This window comes from Cystobacter fuscus (assembly GCF_044360685.1).
GTDB lineage: Bacteria > Myxococcota > Myxococcia > Myxococcales > Myxococcaceae > Cystobacter > Cystobacter fuscus_C.
On the sequence record NZ_CP043491.1, the window covers coordinates 1,412,980 to 1,429,957 of the forward strand.

Consider the following 16,978-nt stretch of genomic DNA (forward strand, 5'->3'; position numbering starts at 1 on the left):
CGCGACTCTATGCCAGGGCTCGGCACGGGCAGACCTTTTCCCTCCCACCGCCTGGGCGCTCACGCCGCGGGAGTGAGCTGGGCTCGCTCCAGGCTGCGCCGCAGACGATCGCGCATCACGTTGGGCATCGTCTCGGCGCGGCGCAGGGCTTCCTCCAGGATGAGCTGCGCCTGTGCCCGCTCGCCCCGCCGCAGCCAGTCCAGGCCCCGCAGCTCCAGCACCTCCAGCGGCTCCTGCTCCACCGAGAATTCATTGGAGCGCGCGAGCAGCGCGTCCCACTCCTCGGCGCTCGCGTCGCGCGTGGCCAGCTCCACCAGGGAGAAGATGACCTCCTCCGAGGGGGTGAACTCCGCGCCGCTCTGCTTCAGCGTCCGGCGGATGTCCATGAGCAGCTCGCGCGCCTGGGCGTCCTGGCCGTTATACGCGAGCGAGCGCGCCTGCAGCAGCAGGGCCCAGGGCCGCGGAGCCATCTCCGGGTGGTGCCGCTCCAGCTCGATGGCGCGGGCGATGTGGGGCGCCGCCTCCTGCGTGTTGCCCGCCTGGTAGAGCAGCTCGCCCATGTTGTGCTCGGCGAAGTACTCCCAGCCCACCATGCCCAGCTCGCGCCCCAGTTGCATGAAGCGCTCCTGGTCCTGCATCGCGCCCTGGAAGTCGTTGCGCGCCACCCACAGGTTGCGGCGGTTGCAGATGGCGCTGCCCAGGTGCAGCCGGTCCCCGCGCTCGGTGCACGCGGCGATGACCTCCTCGAAGAGCTGCTCGGCCTCGTCGATGCGTCCGATGTTGGGCAGGATGACGCCGAGCAGCAGCTGCGCCACGATCCGTGACTCGTAGCCCGCGTCTCCGAGCTCCCGGGCGCGCGCGGCCGCCTCCTGCAGCGGCGCGCAGCACTCCTCCCAGCGGCCATTGCGGAACTGCGCGCGCCCCTGGCCCAGCAGCAGCCGCACCTGCAACAGGGGCGAGTGGTGGTTGCCGGCGTCGGCCATCTGCTGGGCCGCGTACACCCGCTCCTCCGAGCGCGCGTAGTCGTTGATCCAGTCGTAGGCCATGGCCTCTTCCAGCATCAGGTCCACCTCGGCGGCGGAGTCGCCGATGTGCCGCGCCAGCTCCCGCGCCCCGGCGAAGTCCGCCAGCGAGTCCTCGTAGCGCCCCACGCGGTAGCGCATGAGTCCCCGGCCCCGCAGCACGGTGAGCCGCCGGCGCCGGTCGCCGCTGTCGAGCAGCTCCAGGGCGCGCGTATAGGTGGATTCGGCCTCGATGTAGGCGTGCCGGCCGCGCGCGGACTCGGCCAGGTCGATGTAGAGCGCGGCCGCCTCGTCGCGCAGGCCCGCCGCGGCGGCGTGCAGGGCCAGACGCGGCAGGCGTTGACGCTCGGCGGCGCCCGCCGAGCTCAGGTAGTAGCGGAAGGCGGCGCTGTGGATGCGCTCGCGGTCCGCCTCGGGCAGCGAGCGCTCCACGGTGACGCGCAACAGCTCGTTGCGGAAGCTCAACCCCTCCTGCCGGTGGGACACGAGCAGGCCCAGGTCCACCAGCCGGCGCGTGGCGTGGCGGGGATCCAACGGGAAGTCCGTCTCCTCCAGCTTGGACACCACGCCCTCGGCCTCGGCGGCGGTGAAGTCCGGACCGAGCAGGGCGCACAGGCGCGCATGCGCCGCGAGCTCCGCGGGCAGCGCTCCCAGCTCGCGATCCGCCAGCCAGTCCACCAGCCGCATCTCCGGCATGCGCTCCAGCTCGTCGGTGGCCAGGAACCAGCTGCCACCACTGGCGCGCTGGCGCACGAGCCCCTGGCGCTTGAGGCCGCGCACCAGCTCCACGAGGAACAGGGGGATGCGCTGGGCCCGCTCGGTCAGCCGCTCCAGCGCGGCCGCGGGGACGTTCTCCACCGGGCGCAGGAGCGTGCGGCACAGCTCCATGGCGCTCGGGGGCGTCAGGGGCCCCAGGGGCAGCACGTGCCGGCGCGCGGCGCGCGTGCCCCACGAAGGGCGGATGCGCTCGAAGCCCGGCCGCGCGAACACGCAGATCCACAGGGGCAGGCGCGACTCGGCGAGCGCGGCGTACTCCAGCGCGTCCAGTGCCGTCTCCTCGGCGTACTGCGCGTCGTCGAGGATGAGGCACAGCCGCTGGCGGCGGGCGCGCGCGGCCAGCAGCTCGCCCGTGGCGCGCATGGCCAGCGTGCGCAGCGCGCCAGGGGCCGCGGCCCAGTTCTGCAGTCCGGCGGCGCCCGGCGCGAGCCAACCCAGGGTGGAGGCCACTCCGGGCCACAGCTCCTGGGCCAGCGCGGGACCGAGCAGCTCCGTGCAGGTGGCGCGCCCCTCCGTCTCCGAGCCCGTCAGCTCCTGCTCGTTGCGGAAGCCGTAGAGCGCGCCGCGCAGCAGCATGCGCAGGGTGCCCTCGGGGTCTCCCTGCACGGGCTCGCGGGCTCGCCACGAGGCGATGCGCGTATGGGTCAGCGACATGTGGAGCTGCTGGGCGAGCGCGGCGCTCAGGTGCGTCTTGCCGTGGCCGCGGTCACCCAGCACCGTGACGAGCGTGGGCGCTCCATCCACCAGCGCCCGGCCCGCGCTCTCGAGCAGCTCGGCCAGCTCGCTGCCCCGGCCCACCAGCACCCCGCTGCCGTGCTGGAGGATGGTGACGTCCTCGGGCCCCGGGGTGGTGGACGCGATGCGGAAGATGCCCTCGCGCTCCGGCACGGGCTCGCACCGCAGATCCGGCAGCGCCTCCACCGCCGCGCCGGTGAGCAGCAGCGCCGAGGTGTCCTGGTCCCTCGGGTAGCGGTCCTGGCGCGCGAAGATGGGGCTCAGGTAGCGCGCGGGGCCTCCGGCGCGGCGCTGCACCGTCACCGTGGCCACGTCCACGAGCGCGGCGGGGGCGAGGTTCTGCAAGGCGAGCCCCTCGGCGGCCTGGCGGGCGCGCTGCACGGGGTTCTCGCCCGCGTCCGGATCGAACGCGCCCGCGAAGCGCGTGCCATCATGGAAGGCCATCTGCCCGCCGCAGCTGGCCAGTGCCCTCTGCACGGTGACGGGGTTGGCGCCCGAGCGGAAGAAGAGCACCGCCACCGAGCGCCGCACGCCCGCGGGCGGTGAGGCGGCGGGCCTGTCCACCGCGGGCACGGGGAGTTGCACGGGACTGGGAGGCTTCTCGGCCTGGGTCAGGGCCTCCTGGAGTTCACGCCGCAGCCCAGCCACGGAGTCGGGGCGGAACTTGCGCTCCTTGGCGAGGCAGCGCAGCACGAGCTGCTCGAGTGGCGCGGGGACGGGCGCCAGCTCCGAGGGCCGCAGGGGCCGGCGCGACAGGTGCGCCTGGATGACGTCCACCGAGGTGCCGAAGAAGGGCGGCCTTCCGGTGAGCATCTCGTAGAAGAGCACGCCGAGCGAATAGAGGTCCGAGCGGGCGTCGAGGCCGTGGGGACCCACGCACTGCTCGGGGGACATGTATTCGGCGGTGCCGACGAAGGACAGCCCCAGGGGCGGCGTGGCGTCGTCCGCGGAGGCGGTGACGACGAGGTCGCCCACGGGCCGCGCGAGGCCGAAGTCGAAGAAGCCCGCGGTGTGCGCCGTGTCGTCGAGGAAGATGTTCTCGGGCTTGAGATCCCCGTGCAGCACGCCCCGCTCATGCACTACCGCGAGCGCGTCGAGCAGCGAGCGCGCGCGGGAGGTGAACTCGGGCAGGGGCATGGGGCCCGCCAGCCGCGCCATGCGCTGGGCGAGGGTGGGCCAGGGGATGAACTGCATGATGAGGTAGGCGGCCCCATCGGGCAGCACCCCCGTGTGGTACACGGCGGGCACGGTGGGCGGGCCGATGGCGCGCATCACCTGGGCCTCGCGCTCGAGCTGCGCGCGCGCGAGGGAAATCTCGGGGTGGGCGATCTTGATGGCCACGTGCTCGCCATCGGACTCGCGACGGGCGGAGTAGACCGAGCCGAACCCTCCGCGAGCGACCTCCTCGTCCAGGATATAGCCGACGATATGACGCCATGGCACCGCCCGGCCGTCCCCCCCGCGGGGTGAGTCGGTCGGGGTAGCTCCTCGGGGACAATGCGCGTGGGCCCCCTCCCAACGCTGTCCGCATGTCACGCACCGCGGCACGGCCGGCAGTCTACCACCCTCTGGGCGATCCTCCTCCAAATGACCCCGGACGGTGGACATCCTCTCCTGCCCCGGTACATCCCCTTTGTTCAGCGTGCGCCATCACTGGACTTGAAGGGGAGGGCTCCGGCCATCCGACCCGTACGGAGAGTGCAAGGTGCACGCTCTCCCGCGTCAAGAGGGAGCCCTCGCGCGCGCACCCCCGAAGCCGTGGGGCCCGGGGGTGCGGTGGCGCACGAGGAGGGTCCTCGCGTGATTCCTAGCGCTGGGAGGAGCGGCGCGCGAGCGCGTGCGCCGTCTTGCGGCGGCGGCTGGCCATGACGAGCAGGCTCAACATGCCGACGATGAGCAGGGGCGTGCCGCCGGTGGCCGAGGCACCGCCGCAGCTCTGGGGCTGCAGGCCGTCCTCGTAGGCGTTGGGCGAGCCAGGCACCAGGCCGGAGGTTCCCGGGGAGTTGTCCGAGGGGCCCTGGGTGATGGCACCATCATGGGCCGCCTCATCGGGCGGGCCGCTGGTCGGATCGTCCATGTCGGGCGCGGTGTCGATCGGCTGCTCCGGGGAGGGCGCCTGGGGCTCCTGGGTGGCCACGGCGGGCAGCACGTCTTCCAGGGCCGTGCTCTGCACGAAACCGTCATGGTAGACGACGCCCTCCGGCTTGATGGACGCGTCCCGGTACAGACCCATCTTGAGGTAGTTGCGCTGGCTGCCGAACTGCGTGGCCATGTACGTCTTGGGCAGCACCACCTTGCCATCGTGGTACAGCTCGATGAAGCCGACCTTCTTGTCGGAGGACCACTTCACGTGGAGGATGAAGTCGTTCCAGTGCTCGCGCTGCAGGGGGGTCGTCCAGACGACCTTGCCGCTGCTGCCACCCACCCGCAGGTTGAGCCGGTCATTGACCACGTAGAGCTCGAGCGGGGGGGAGCCGCTGTGCCCTTCCTGGTGCCACTGGGTGAACAGCGCCCACCTGGGCGAGCTCGGGAAGCTGGAGGGGAAGAGCGAGCTCCACTTGTAGAAGTACTCAGAGCCCGAGGTCTCGCGGCTCAGATAGACCACCTCGTTGCGGTTGCCGCTCGCCTTGATGGGGTTGTCCCCCTGGCGCACGGTGGTCTTCAACGCGTAACGACCCTCTCGCACCGGCGAGGTCACCACCATCAGGCGGTTCGAGGACACACTCTGCTCAGCGTCCCACTGAGAGAGATTTCCGGTTTCGAGGTCGCCCTTCCATACGACGGAGGCCGAGGCCAGGGTGGGCACCAGCAGCGCGAGGGCGGCAATGTTCAGCAGTCGCTTCAATCTGTGTCCTTTCGTCGTTGGGACAAAAGGGACAAGTGACTTGCTTTTTAACTTCCCGATGACGTCCCCCCGTCATCCCCCCTTGGGAAATCGAGGCTGGCTCGCCTGCCCAGGAAGGAGCCCCCCGAGGGCTGGTGTGAGGGCCCTCGGGGTGAGCAATCATTGAGCTGAAAGGTTTCAGGCGTTTAGCGCCGCGGCGTGGTGCCGCAGGTGGTCCGCCATGAAGGTGGAAACGAAGTAATAACCGTGGTCATACCCGTCCTGGGAGCGGAGTGTCAGGGGCTGCCCTGCCTGCTCGCAAGCGGCGCGCAACAATTCGGGCTTGAGCTGCTCCGCGAGGAACTTGTCCTGCGTGCCCTGATCCACGAGCAATGAAGGAATCCGAGCCCCGCCGCGCAGCAATTCCGTGGCATCCCAGGCGCGCCACGCCTCGGTGTCTGGCCCGAGGTAGGTGCCAAAGGCCTTCTGTCCCCACGGGCAGCGCATGGGCGCGCTGATGGGGGCGAAGGCGGACACGGAGCGGTAGCGGCCCGGCTGGCGCAGCGCGCAGACGAGCGCGCCATGGCCTCCCATGGAGTGGCCGAAGATGCCCTCGCGGTCCATCCGGGCGGGGAAGTGCTTGCCCACCAGCTCGGGCAGCTCCCGGGTGACATAGCTGTACATGCGGAAGCGCGAGGCCCAGGGCGCCTGGGTGGCATCCAGGTAGAAGCCGGCGGCGGTGCCCACCTCCCAGTCGGCGTCCTCCTTGGGAATGCCGGTCTGGCGCGGGCTGGTGTCGGGCACCACCAGCATCAACCCCAGCTCGGCGGCGAGCCGCTGCGCACCGCCCTTGATGAGGAAGGTGTCCTCGGTGCACGTGAGGCCGGAGAGGTAATAGAGGACGGGCACCTTGCCGGCCTGGGCCTGGGGCGGAAGGTAGACGGTGAAGCGCATCTCACCGCCGCACTCCTGGGACGTGTGCTTGTAGACGCCGACGGTGCCGCCGAAGCAGCGGTTCTCGGCGTGGGGTTTGAGCGCGTCCATGGCTAGTACTTCACCACCGTGCGGATGGACTCGCCCTTGTGCATCAGGTCGAAGCCCTCGTTGATGCGCTCCAGGGGCAGGGTGTGGGTGACCAGGTCATCCACGTTGATCTTCTTCTCCATGTACCAGTCGACGATGCGGGGCACGTCGGTGCGGCCGCGGGCGCCGCCGAACGCGCTGCCCTTCCACACGCGTCCGGTGACGAGCTGGAAGGGCCGGGTGCTGATCTCCTGCCCCGCGGCGGCCACGCCGATGATGATGCTCTCGCCCCAGCCGCGGTGGCAGCACTCGAGCGCCTGGCGCATGGTGTTCACGTTGCCGATGCACTCGAAGCTGTAGTCGGCGCCGCCACCGGTGAGGTTGACGAGGTAGGGCACCAGCTCGCCCGCGGGCACGTCCGCCGGGTTGACGAAGTGCGTGAGGCCGAACTTCTCCGCCATGGCGCGCCGGCCGGGGTTCAGGTCCACGCCGACGATCTGATCCGCGCCCACCATGCGGCACGCCTGCACCACGTTGAGCCCGATGCCGCCCAGGCCGAAGACGACCACGCGCGCGCCCGCCTCCACCTTGGCCGTGTAGACGACGGCGCCCACGCCCGTGGTCACCCCGCAGCCGATGTAGCAGACCTTGTCGAAGGGCGCGTCCTCGCGGATCTTCGCCACGGCGATCTCCGGCAGCACCGTGTACTGCGCGAACGTGGACGTGCCCATGTAGTGGTGGATGGGCTCCTTGCCGAGCCGGAAGCGGCTGGTGCCATCCGGCATGAGCCCCTTGCCCTGGGTGGCGCGGATGGCCGTGCACAGGTTCGTCTTGCGCGACAGGCACGACTTACACTGGCGGCACTCGGGCGTGTAGAGCGGGATGACGTGGTCCCCCTTCTTCAAAGAGGTGACGCCCGGGCCCACGTCCACCACGATGCCCGCGCCCTCGTGGCCGAGGATGCTGGGAAACAGGCCCTCGGGATCCTTGCCGGACAGCGTGTACGCGTCGGTGTGGCAGATGCCCGTCGCCTTGAGCTCGATGAGCACCTCGCCCGCCTTGGGTCCTTCGAGATGCACCGTCTCGATGCGCAGGGGCTTGCCGGGTTCGAACGCGATGGCGGCCTTGATGTCCATGGGTGATGCCTCGTGGGTGGGGGGAGGGGTGTAGCGCGACGTGGCGGAGCGTAACGGAGGGGCCCGCGGCCTCCGCCAGAGATCTTCTTCATCGGCCGAAGAATTGCGCTTGCCGCGCGGCGCGGTAACACAGGCGGTACGCATGAGAGGTGAAGTCAACAGCGGACGGCGAAGCACGGGGCCCGGCGGGACGCGGCTCCTCGTGGCCTCGTTGTGTCTTTCCCTGTTGGCTTCCGGTTGCGCGAGGGTGGACTCCTCGCTCGACGCGCTCTCCTTCTATCTGGAGGAGAACATCCCGCACACGCACGGTCCGGCCCCCAGGCCCCCCGCTCCCGCGCGGAAGACCGTGTCACCCCAGCGCTCCGCCCGTGTCCGGGGAGTGCTCCTGGTGGGCCTCGCGGTCCGCCCGGAGGTTGCACCGCCCCCCGCGGTGAAGCCGGGGCTCCCGCTGTCCGCTCCCCGCCCGGAGGAGTCGTCTCCGGCGCTGGCCAGAAGAACCGAGCACCCGTGGGTACACCAGGTGCTCCCCTCCTCGAGAGGGAATGACGCGCATGGGCTCCGTGAGGCGGTTGCCGGAGTCATGCGAGTGGAGCGAACAGTCCGCCGCGGGCAGGTGAGCATGCCCGGAGTCGTCCGCGGCAGGGAGAGCGTGTCACCAAGGTCCTTCGTCGCGGCGTTGTCGCTGACGAGTGGCGACTCTCGAGGAGCGGCTGTCGTGCCGCCCGACCCTGTCCTCGCGCGGGGGGCGCTCAGCGCCTCGCGGGGACTTGATGCGTTGCGCCGCCCTCCCCAGCTCCCTCCATTGCCCGGAGCCTCGCTCGCACCGCGAGGTGAGCTGCTCGTCGGCAGCGGGAGACGCTCGTTCGAAGGGGAGTGCGGTGACTCGGGCCACGGGGTGCCGTGCGCTCGAGGGAGTCGTGTGCCTTCCCCCGAGGGAGGGGGAGGCCGAGCCCAACGGCTCGTTTCCGGGGGTGCTCCCGGAAGGCGAGGGCCCGCCCATGCAGGTGGGTGGGGGCTCCTCCCCTCTGGAGGGGCCCTGGCGACGGTACGGGTGAAGGGAGGGACAGGAGCCGGTGCTCCGCGTCCCGAGCACTCGTACGCCTTCGCCCGGCGTGGACGCCTGACGCGGCTCTCCCCAGGAGCGGGGACGCTGGCGGGCGAGCCCCTGATGGGGCCCGTGGGGCGATACCGTGAGCGGGTCCGAGGTGGACTGGAACGGCACGCTCGCGTCCACCACCTGGACCACCACGTCCACCGTCCGCGTGGGGACCATGCCGTGAACCGTGCTCGCCGAGCCCTCGTGGGTCTCGCCAGCCTGGGAACGGGTGTGCCCGCCGGGAGTGGAGGGCCGGAGCCCGCTCGTGCTCGACGCCTCGAGGAGCGAGGCGGAGATCGAAGCGGGCGAGCCTTACCGCGCCAGGATGGACGCGGTGTGGAACCTGACCTGCGGGAACATCCTCGAGCGCGGGACGTGGTACCGCCCCGCGCCCTACCTCACTCGTCCGCCGGCACGTCGTAGCGCGGCGTCAGGTCGACCACGTGCACGGTGAGCAGGTGGTAGACGATGACGTTGCTCACCCAGAAGAAGATGGCCGGGACGCTCACGTACACGAGCGCCGCGCCGGGCCAGACATGCAGGTGCTTGCCGGTGAGCGCCACGGCCATGAAGCCGCCGACCCACTCTCCCACCCAGCACACCACCGAGCCGATGCAGACTCGCGACCAGGCCTTCATCTGCCGGGGGTGGAACCAGTAGTAGTGCATCGTCCACATCAGGAACACCGAGCCCACCCACAGCACCATGCTCCCGAACGAGAACCAGCCGTAGGGGGAGTCCGGGTACAGCCAGCCGTAGGTCCCGTTCACGGCCTTCCAGGCCTGGTTCTGGGCCAGCTCGAGCAGCCACAGCAGCGGTGCCACATAGAGGATCTGCGTGGCGAGCACCCGGGCGTAGACGCCAAACGACCGGTGGGGGGTGGTTGGAGTCAGCGCAATCGCGTTCGCGTTCATGGAGGTCTCCCGTCAACGGAGCGGTGTCGTGGGAGTCCACTGATTGCCTTGACTGGGGGTATGACTGCTTTCCTGCGGCCGCCAACCGCTTCCACCAGGGCGCCAACCCATGAATATTGTGTGGGGACAGGCGTGGCGGCCGGGTTCACACGCCGCCTTTCGATTGGAGCGTTCCATGGCCTTGTCACCCCCTCGTAACATGACCGACTACGAAGCCACCTGGCGTGGCTTCCGGTGGAACCGCCCGGAATTCTTCAACTTCGCCGGGGATGTCACCGACCGGTGGGCCCGTGAGCGCCCCGAGGCCGTGGCGCTGCAATGGAGCGACGAGGGGGGGGCGGAGCGGAGCTTCACCTGGAGCGAGGTGCGGCGGCGCTCGCTGCACGCGGCGCGCTTCCTGACGGGCCTGGGCCTGCGCAAGGGCGATCGCGTCTTCGTGATGATGCCGCGGGTGCCGGAGTGGTGGTTCCTGGTGCTCGGGTGCATCCGCGCGGGCATCGTCTTCATGCCGGGCACCCCCATGCTCACCCCCAAGGACGTGCGCTACCGGCTGGAGGCCGCGGGCGCCCACGGCGTCATCGCGGACGCGAGCTGCCTGGACCGGTTCGAGGGGCTCGCGGGCACGGGCGCCGTGAGGCACTGGGTGTCGGTGGGGCCGGCGCCCTCGCCCTGGGTGGCGTACGCGTCCGCGGCGGCGCCGGAGGACGCGTCCGGCGACGCCTTCGAGCGCACGCGGGCGGATGATCCGATGCTGCTCTATTTCACGTCGGGCACCACGGGCATGCCCAAGCGGGTGCAGCACACGCAGGCCAGCTATGGGCTGGGTCACGAGGTGACGGGCCGCTACTGGTTGGATCTGACGCCGGAGGACCGGCACCTGACGCTGTCGGACACGGGGTGGGCCAAGTGCGCCTGGGGCAAGCTCTTCGGCCCGTGGAGCCAGGGCGCGTGCAACGTGGTGTACGACTTCCGGGGCCGCTTCGAGCCGGAGCGCTTCCTGCGGATGCTCGAGCGGCAGCGGGTGACGACGTTCTGCGCGCCGCCCACGGCGTGGCGGGCTCTCGTGCAGAAGGACCTGTCCGCGTATGACCTGTCCGCGCTGCGGCACGTGGCGAGCGCGGGCGAGCCGCTCAACCCCGAGGTCATCGACACCTGGAAGCAGGCCACGGGGCTGACCATCCGCGAGGGCTATGGCCAGACGGAGTCGGTGGTGGTGGTGGGCATGTTCTCCTGCCTGGAGCCGCGCGCGGGCTCCATGGGCAAGCCCACGCCGGGCTTCGTCGTGTCGGTCATCGACGATGCAGGCCAGGAGGTGCCCTCGGGGCAGGAGGGTGACATCGCGGTGCGGGTGAAGCCGGAGCGGCCCGTGGGGCTCTTCGACGGCTACCTCGAGGACGATGCGGCCAACCAGACGGCGTTCCGCGGCGACTGGTACGTGACGGGCGACCGGGCGGTGAAGGACGCGGACGGCTACTTCTGGTTCGTGGGCCGGCGCGACGACGTCGTCAAGACATCGGGCTATCGCGTGGGGCCCTTCGAGGTGGAGTCGGCGCTGCTGGAGCACGCGGCCGTGGTGGAGTCGGCCGTGGTGGGCGTGCCGGACGAGCGCCTCGGGCAGCGCCTCAAGGCCTACGTGGTGCTCGCGCGGGGGTTCACGGGCTCGGAGGCGCTCGCGAGCGAGCTGCAGGAGCACGTCAAGCGCACGACGGCGCCCTACAAGTACCCGCGCGAGATTGAATTCGTCACCGAGCTGCCCAAGACGGTGAGCGGGAAGATCCGCCGCAACGAGCTGAGGGCCCTGGCCCTCAACCGGCCTCCCGCGAAGGACTGAGAGGGCCCATGCGCCGGCCCGCACTCAAGTGGAGTGCGGGTCGTGCTCCTCGCGGTTGAGGGACTCGGGGAGCAGCGCGTTGGCGAGCAGGCCCACGAGCGCGGCCAGCGCCATGCCGTGCAGCTCCAGGTGCACCTCGCCGAGCGTCACCGGTATCTTGGCGCCCCCCAGGCCCAGCACGAGGATGAGGCTCACCACGATGAGGTTGCGGCTGTGGGCGAAGTCGATGCGTGCCTCGGACAGGGTGCGGATGCCCACCGAGGCGATCATCCCGAAGAGCAGGATGCTCACGCCGCCCAGCACGCCTGGGGGGAAGCTCTGGAACACGGCGGCCAGCTTGGGCGACAGGCCGAAGAGCATGGCGAAGACGGCGGCGATGCGGATGACGGCCGGGTCGTAGACGCGCGTGACGGCGAGCACGCCCGTGTTCTCCGCGTAGGTGGTGGCGGCGGGCCCTCCGAGCGCGGCGGACGCCATGTTGGCGATGCCATCGGCGAACAGCGTGCGGGGCAGGCCGGGCGACTCGAGGAAGTTCTTGCCCACCACGCGGCCGTTCACGATGACGTCGCCGATGTGCTCGATGAAGGTGACGAGCGCCACCGGGGCGAGCACGAAGATGGCCGTCCACGAGAAGTGGGGAGCATGGAAGGGGGGTAGACCCACCCAGGCGGCGTCGCGGATGGCGGCGAGCCGCGTGGGCTCCACGCCGCCGAGCACCAGCGCCGTCCCGTAGCCGGTGAGCACGCCGATGAGGATGGGGATCATCTTGAAGAGGCCCCGGGCGAAGACGCTGGTGAGGATGGCGGCCAGCAGCGTGACGAGCGCCAGTCCCCAGTGGCTCTGGGCCTGGTTGATGGCGACTCCGGCGAGGCTCAGGCCGATGACGATGATGACGGGGCCGGTGACGATGGGGGGGAACACCTTCTGGACGCGGCCCACGCCCACGGCCTTCACCGCGGCGGAGAAGACGACGTACATGGCGCCCGCGGCGACGAGGCCGCCTCCCACGGCGGCGGGGCCCTCGGCCTTCATCACCGCGAGGATGGGGGCGATGAAGGCGAAGCTGCTGCCCAGGAAGATGGGCACGCCCAGGCCCGTGAGGGCATGGAAGAGCAGCGTGCCGAGCCCGGCGCCGAACAGGGCGACGCTCGGATTGAGGCCCGTGAGCAGGGGGACCAGCACGGTGGCGCCGAACATGGCGATGGTGTGCTGGAGGCCCAGGACGACCTTCTTCTGGAGCGGCAGAGGGGGCATGGATCTCCGGCTTAGCTCACCGGGCCCGTTTCGCCACCTCCTGGACTCCGGTCAGCTCGGCATCACGTCGCGCTCCGCCCAGGCCCGGCGCCGCGCGCCCTCGGGATCCTCCACCAGCTCGTCCTTCAGGTTCAGCAGGAGGGTTTTTCGCTTCTCCAGGTCGTACGCGGGCCAGCCCTCCTCGGGGCGCCCCTCGCGCACGAAGCGCAGCCAATGCCGCTTCATGCGCTGGGCGAGCGCCTCCAGCTCCGGCGTCGGCTTGCCGAGCAGCAGCCGGGTCAGCCGGGGCGGGAAGGGGAAGAGCAGGAACAGGTCCAGCGCGTGCATCGCCCCCAGCTTGAGGAAGGGGGAGGGATAGTCCAGGCGGTAGCGCCAGGTGGGCGCGTGCTGGGCATGCTGCTCGGAGAAGTGGATGCTGGGCATGGTGAAGATGGTGTGGCTGCCCAGGTCCGTCAGGCCGCGGTCCGTGTCGGGGTAGAGCGCGAGGAGCTTGTCGGTCCGCTCCGCTCCCAACTGGCGCGTCAGCAGGTTGGCGAGGCGCGGACGCTTCAAGGGCATGATGGGCAGGCGGAGCACGGTGAAGAAGCGGTGCTCGTCCAGGTTGGTGCCGATCAACAGGGGGATGTCCGGGGTCCGGATGGCCCGGGCCTCCTCGAGGGACGAGGGCAGCACCTGGCCATCGAAGTAGGGACGGGTCGCGAGTCCCTCCGGGCGCGTCTTCTTGGTGCGCTCCATGGCCCGCGAGAGCAGGGGCGCGGGGAGACTCCAGAGCTGGTCCCGGTTGTCGCGGCCCACGCCCAACTGGCTGGCGAACTCCTGGGCGATGTCCAGGCTGCTGTTCCAATCCGCGTGCAGGCTCATCCCCGCGCTCTGGGCGATGGCGCCGTGGAAGAGGCCTCGTGCCGCCTTCATCACCATCAGCGTCACGACGGAGGCGGAGCCGGCCGACTCGCCCCCGATGGTGACGCGCCCGGGATCTCCGCCGAACGCCTCGATGTTCTCCTTCACCCACCGCAGCGCCGCGACCTGATCGAGCATCCCGGCGTTGTGCGCGAAGCGCTCGTCCTCGAAGAGTCCGCCCAGGTTCAGGAAGCCAAACGCGTTCAGGCGGTAGTTGATGCTGACGAAGACGATGTCCCCCTGCTTCGCCAGCTCGTGTCCGAGGTACTGCGAGCCGCCCCCCAGGTCATAGGCGCCGCCGTGGATCCACACCCACACCGGGCGCTTGCGTCCATCCGCCGCGGGCGACCAGACATTCAAGTACAGACAGTCCTCGCTGAACTGGCTCGCGGAGCTGATCACCGTGTTGAGGGGGCCGGGGAGCAGGGGCGGCTGGAGGGCGGAGGCGCCAAACCGGGTCGCGTCCCGGATGCCCGTCCAGGGCTGGACGGGCTGGGGCTCGCGGAAGCGCAGGGGGCCCACGGGTGGAGCCGCGTAGGGGATGTTCAGCCATGCATGGACTCCGCCCATGCGCTTGCCGCGGAGCTTGCCGTTGCTCGTGTCGACGATCAGCGTGTCGGTGGGGTTCGTCATTCCGCTAGAAGACCCCAATCAGCACCCGTTGTTAACCCCATCATCAATAAGACTAGCTTGGGTGCGAGTAGCATTATTGCGGAGGTAAGCCCAGTCTGTGAGGTTGAGCCTAAAGTGGCCTTTCTCTCCGGTTTAGTCCGTCGGTCACTGGAACACTCCTCCCTGTCGCATATCATACACTGCGGCGTACTGCCGGTTGTCCCTTATGTGACAACCTGTCTGGTGACTGAGCGGATCTCCTTTGATGGATGATGGAGCGACGGGCCAGATCTGTGCTCTATGTCACTGGGATTGGGTTTTTCTGCTCGGTAATGTTGATAATCAGTAAGGACATGGCCGCTTGTTCAGGTAGGGCTAAGAATCAGCTTGGCTCTACAATATATGGCGTGTAGGGAAGTGCCGATGTACCTCCTGTTGTGGGATGGTTCGCGGTGACGAGTAGAACTGTGATGGAGAATTCTTGCCTGCTTGGGAGTGGTCGTGGAGAAGCCAGATGATTCAGAAGCAGTGCGGTGGCTAGGGGTTATTGGGCGTGCGAGCGCTGTTCTGGCTCTGCATAGGGTGGGACTGACCGAAGATGACTTGGCTACTCAAGCTGATTTTCTGGAGCGGCTTGGTTTGTTGCGGCGTGAAGCTGCTCGGGTACTTGGAACTAGCGAGGACTCACTGAGGGTGCTGAAGCGTCGTGCCGAAAAGTCTAAAGGTGTTGAAAAAAGGGCACAAAAGCAGAGGCATGTAAAAATCCGAACTCGGCGCTGATTGGGGCATCCAGTGAACAAAGCTTCAGAAGAACAGGTTGTTGTTCGTTTGAATATACTGATTGGGTTGATGATGTGTCAGCTTCAGGAAAAAACGGAATCCGGTGACTTGATCCAGATGCTCCATCGGTTGGGGGTTCCTCAGAAAGAAATTTCGGATGTTTTGGGTATTGGCTTGAGCGGAGTCAGTATGGCTCTTCTCAGAGCTCGAAAGAATGGTGGTTCCAAGATTGATGGTGTTAAGGGGCGGAAGCCAGGAAGGCGAACGCAGTAACGCCAGGATGGTGATTGTGTATGGCTGAGAGTAAATCTGCTGATCGAGATGAGGCCGTAGAACGGCTACTGCTTCTGTTGGTGAAATTGAAGTTGCAGGAGGTCTGGGGAGATAAAACTCAGAAAGAAATAATAGAGTCCCTCGGCAGACTGGGGTGCACGTCAACTGAGATTTCAGTGCTTACTGGTGTACCCATGTCATCTGTAGCGCCGGCGTTGTCTAAAGCCCGAAAGCAGGATGGAAAATCAAAATCAAGGAAGGTGAGCCGCAGCCGGAGGCGTGATTGATGGGGGGCTCTTCAGAGAAATTGGATCGTGATCAGCAGATACTGAGTCGGCTCTCGAAGATCGAGCATAAAGTTGACTCGATAGAGCAGACAAATGCTTTTGCCTTGCGGGCAGAGGAGGAAAAGCATTTTGGCACGGTGAAGCGGATTTTCAAGGATAGTAAGAGAAAAGCCCAGGTTTATTTGGCCACCGATGGTGTCCGAGGTGTGCAGGAGATTGCCGCCTTCCTGGGGATGAAAAGACAGAATGTGAGTGCTGCGTTGAAGGCACTTGAAGAGGAGGGGTTGCTAGAGATTCGTGATGGTACAGGAGGACGTACTGTGTGGAACAAAAAGTCCCTGGATAAATCTTTGAGGATCTCGCGGTTTTTGACTGGCGAGTTCGGTTTGGAGTCCAGTGGTAAAGAGAGGCGAACGCCTGATAGGAAAAAGAAAAAGAGGATAGGTACTTCAAGTCGCTCCGGGCGTGGTGAAAAGTGATGGTGATTGATGATATTTTCCATCCAACGATTCGTTGAAGATTATTTCTCCCGGCGATCGTGGGACGATGACGATCAATTTGCTGTCGCTATCGCGAATCTTTATGCTTCAAGACGTTGGGATGTGAGGGATGTCGAATTTTTAGTTCTGCTTGGAAGGCTTAGAACGGTTTTTTATAAACGTAATAAGATCAAGGATAAAAAAGAATTTGGGCGTGTGCTCCTGTGTGAGTTGGATCGCAAATTTCTAAAAAAAAAGGACCAAGTAGATCCTGATGCTGTTTTTGCTGGAGGACTGAAGGCTGAAAGACGTGCCGTAAAAAGGTTGAAGCGAAAAAGCATGCGCGTCTTGTTGGAGAAATTTAGTCTTGCTCTGAGAAGTAAAGCTGTGGACTCTTTTTGGGTGTCGAGGAAAAAAGGCAGGTTGCGTCAACGACCAGAGTCGATAGCTCAATCGCATTTGGCAGTTTTTTTGTATGCCGTGCTGGATGGTAATGGTGCCATTTTTAGAGAGGTCGGAAGTGGCACTGGATACGTTGATTTGTTGGTTGTTCTTTCTCGTGTTGTTCATTTGATTGAAGTAAAGGTTTTGACTGGACGGTTTGAGGGACCCAGTCAGCTTGCCTCTTATATGGAGATGGAGTCTCGTCAAGAGGCATGGTTGGTGGTTTTGGATGCTCGACCACAGAAAAGACAAGCTTTTGTTCAAGAGAGGTTTGTGCTGCCTGTTGGGGTTGTGAATACGGTTGTTGTGAATTTGAATCCCGTGGCGCCGAGCCGCACATAGAACTGTAATATTCTGTTGTGTCATCGGTTGCTCGGTTCATGTTAATGGCTGATGGGGGCGTTGGTGGCGGTGGCTTCGTATGAGGCCTGTTATGGACGTCAGATACTCGTCGCTGCTCATTGTCGCTGGGACAACATAATGCGTGGGAGAGCGACGTGCCTGCTGTATGCTTGGCAAGCAGTTCGTGGAAGACCTGCGGCATTATGCTACAAGTCTGCACTGCTCTAGACTGGGCAACACCCGAAGGAA

Annotated in this window: 10 protein-coding genes; 3 read left to right on the plus strand and 7 right to left on the minus strand. The window is 67.0% G+C overall.

Annotated elements, in window-relative coordinates; all coding sequences use genetic code 11:
* Positions 1-59 precede the first annotated feature (59 nt).
* The 5 genes from F0U63_RS05950 to F0U63_RS05970 all read right to left on the minus strand — a co-directional run bounded on the left by F0U63_RS05950 (position 60) and on the right by F0U63_RS05970 (position 9,527).
* Positions 60-4,142, minus strand: a complete 4,083-nt coding sequence (locus tag F0U63_RS05950; RefSeq protein ID WP_395844589.1) for a serine/threonine-protein kinase PknK — start codon at positions 4,140-4,142, stop codon at positions 60-62.
* A 199-nt stretch (positions 4,143-4,341) separates the two neighbouring features.
* On the minus strand, positions 4,342-5,379 hold the full coding sequence (locus tag F0U63_RS05955) for a polysaccharide lyase (protein WP_395844591.1): 1,038 nt from the start codon (positions 5,377-5,379) through the stop codon (positions 4,342-4,344).
* A 177-nt stretch (positions 5,380-5,556) separates the two neighbouring features.
* Positions 5,557-6,402, minus strand: coding sequence for an S-formylglutathione hydrolase (gene fghA, locus F0U63_RS05960; protein WP_395844593.1), 846 nt, complete (start codon positions 6,400-6,402; stop codon positions 5,557-5,559).
* A 2-nt stretch (positions 6,403-6,404) separates the two neighbouring features.
* Complete coding sequence (locus F0U63_RS05965) at positions 6,405-7,517, minus strand: S-(hydroxymethyl)glutathione dehydrogenase/class III alcohol dehydrogenase (protein WP_395844595.1); 1,113 nt, start codon at positions 7,515-7,517, stop codon at positions 6,405-6,407.
* A gap of 1,494 nt (positions 7,518-9,011) precedes the next feature.
* Positions 9,012-9,527, minus strand: a complete 516-nt coding sequence (locus F0U63_RS05970) for a hypothetical protein (RefSeq protein ID WP_395844597.1) — start codon at positions 9,525-9,527, stop codon at positions 9,012-9,014.
* A 175-nt stretch (positions 9,528-9,702) separates the two neighbouring features.
* Between F0U63_RS05970 and F0U63_RS05975 the strand changes: the two genes are divergently transcribed.
* Positions 9,703-11,358: an acyl-CoA synthetase gene (locus tag F0U63_RS05975; protein WP_395844599.1), complete on the plus strand. Its 1,656-nt coding sequence runs from the start codon at positions 9,703-9,705 to the stop codon at positions 11,356-11,358.
* Between the two features lie 24 nt (positions 11,359-11,382).
* Here F0U63_RS05975 and F0U63_RS05980 read toward each other — a convergent pair whose 3' ends face one another.
* Positions 11,383-12,612 carry a uracil-xanthine permease family protein gene (locus F0U63_RS05980; protein ID WP_395844601.1) on the minus strand — a complete coding sequence of 410 codons (1,230 nt, stop codon included), beginning with the start codon at positions 12,610-12,612 and terminating at the stop codon, positions 11,383-11,385.
* Between the two features lie 51 nt (positions 12,613-12,663).
* Positions 12,664-14,145 carry a carboxylesterase/lipase family protein gene (locus F0U63_RS05985; protein WP_395844603.1) on the minus strand — a complete coding sequence of 494 codons (1,482 nt, stop codon included), beginning with the start codon at positions 14,143-14,145 and terminating at the stop codon, positions 12,664-12,666.
* A gap of 1,318 nt (positions 14,146-15,463) precedes the next feature.
* Here F0U63_RS05985 and F0U63_RS05990 point away from each other — a divergent pair.
* Together F0U63_RS05990 and F0U63_RS05995 are read left to right on the plus strand one after the other, a co-directional pair.
* On the plus strand, positions 15,464-15,943 hold the full coding sequence (locus F0U63_RS05990; RefSeq protein ID WP_395848323.1) for a MarR family transcriptional regulator: 480 nt from the start codon (positions 15,464-15,466) through the stop codon (positions 15,941-15,943).
* Positions 15,944-15,952: 9 nt separating this feature from the next.
* Positions 15,953-16,729: a hypothetical protein gene (locus F0U63_RS05995; protein ID WP_395844605.1), complete on the plus strand. Its 777-nt coding sequence runs from the start codon at positions 15,953-15,955 to the stop codon at positions 16,727-16,729.
* Positions 16,730-16,978 lie beyond the last annotated feature (249 nt).

Excerpts from the sequence above, each read along its gene's own strand:
- F0U63_RS05950 (WP_395844589.1), bottom strand. The coding sequence starts at position 4,142 with ATGTCCACCGTCCGGGGTCATTTGGAGGAGGATCGCCCAGAGGGTGGT.
- fghA (WP_395844593.1), bottom strand. The coding sequence starts at position 6,402 with ATGGACGCGCTCAAACCCCACGCCGAGAACCGCTGCTTCGGCGGCACC.
- F0U63_RS05965 (WP_395844595.1), bottom strand. The coding sequence starts at position 7,517 with ATGGACATCAAGGCCGCCATCGCGTTCGAACCCGGCAAGCCCCTGCGC.
- F0U63_RS05970 (WP_395844597.1), bottom strand. The coding sequence starts at position 9,527 with ATGAACGCGAACGCGATTGCGCTGACTCCAACCACCCCCCACCGGTCG.
- F0U63_RS05975 (WP_395844599.1), top strand. The coding sequence starts at position 9,703 with ATGGCCTTGTCACCCCCTCGTAACATGACCGACTACGAAGCCACCTGG.
- F0U63_RS05980 (WP_395844601.1), bottom strand. The coding sequence starts at position 12,612 with ATGCCCCCTCTGCCGCTCCAGAAGAAGGTCGTCCTGGGCCTCCAGCAC.
- F0U63_RS05985 (WP_395844603.1), bottom strand. The coding sequence starts at position 14,145 with ATGACGAACCCCACCGACACGCTGATCGTCGACACGAGCAACGGCAAG.
- F0U63_RS05990 (WP_395848323.1), top strand. The coding sequence starts at position 15,464 with ATGGGGGGCTCTTCAGAGAAATTGGATCGTGATCAGCAGATACTGAGT.
- F0U63_RS05995 (WP_395844605.1), top strand. The coding sequence starts at position 15,953 with ATGATATTTTCCATCCAACGATTCGTTGAAGATTATTTCTCCCGGCGA.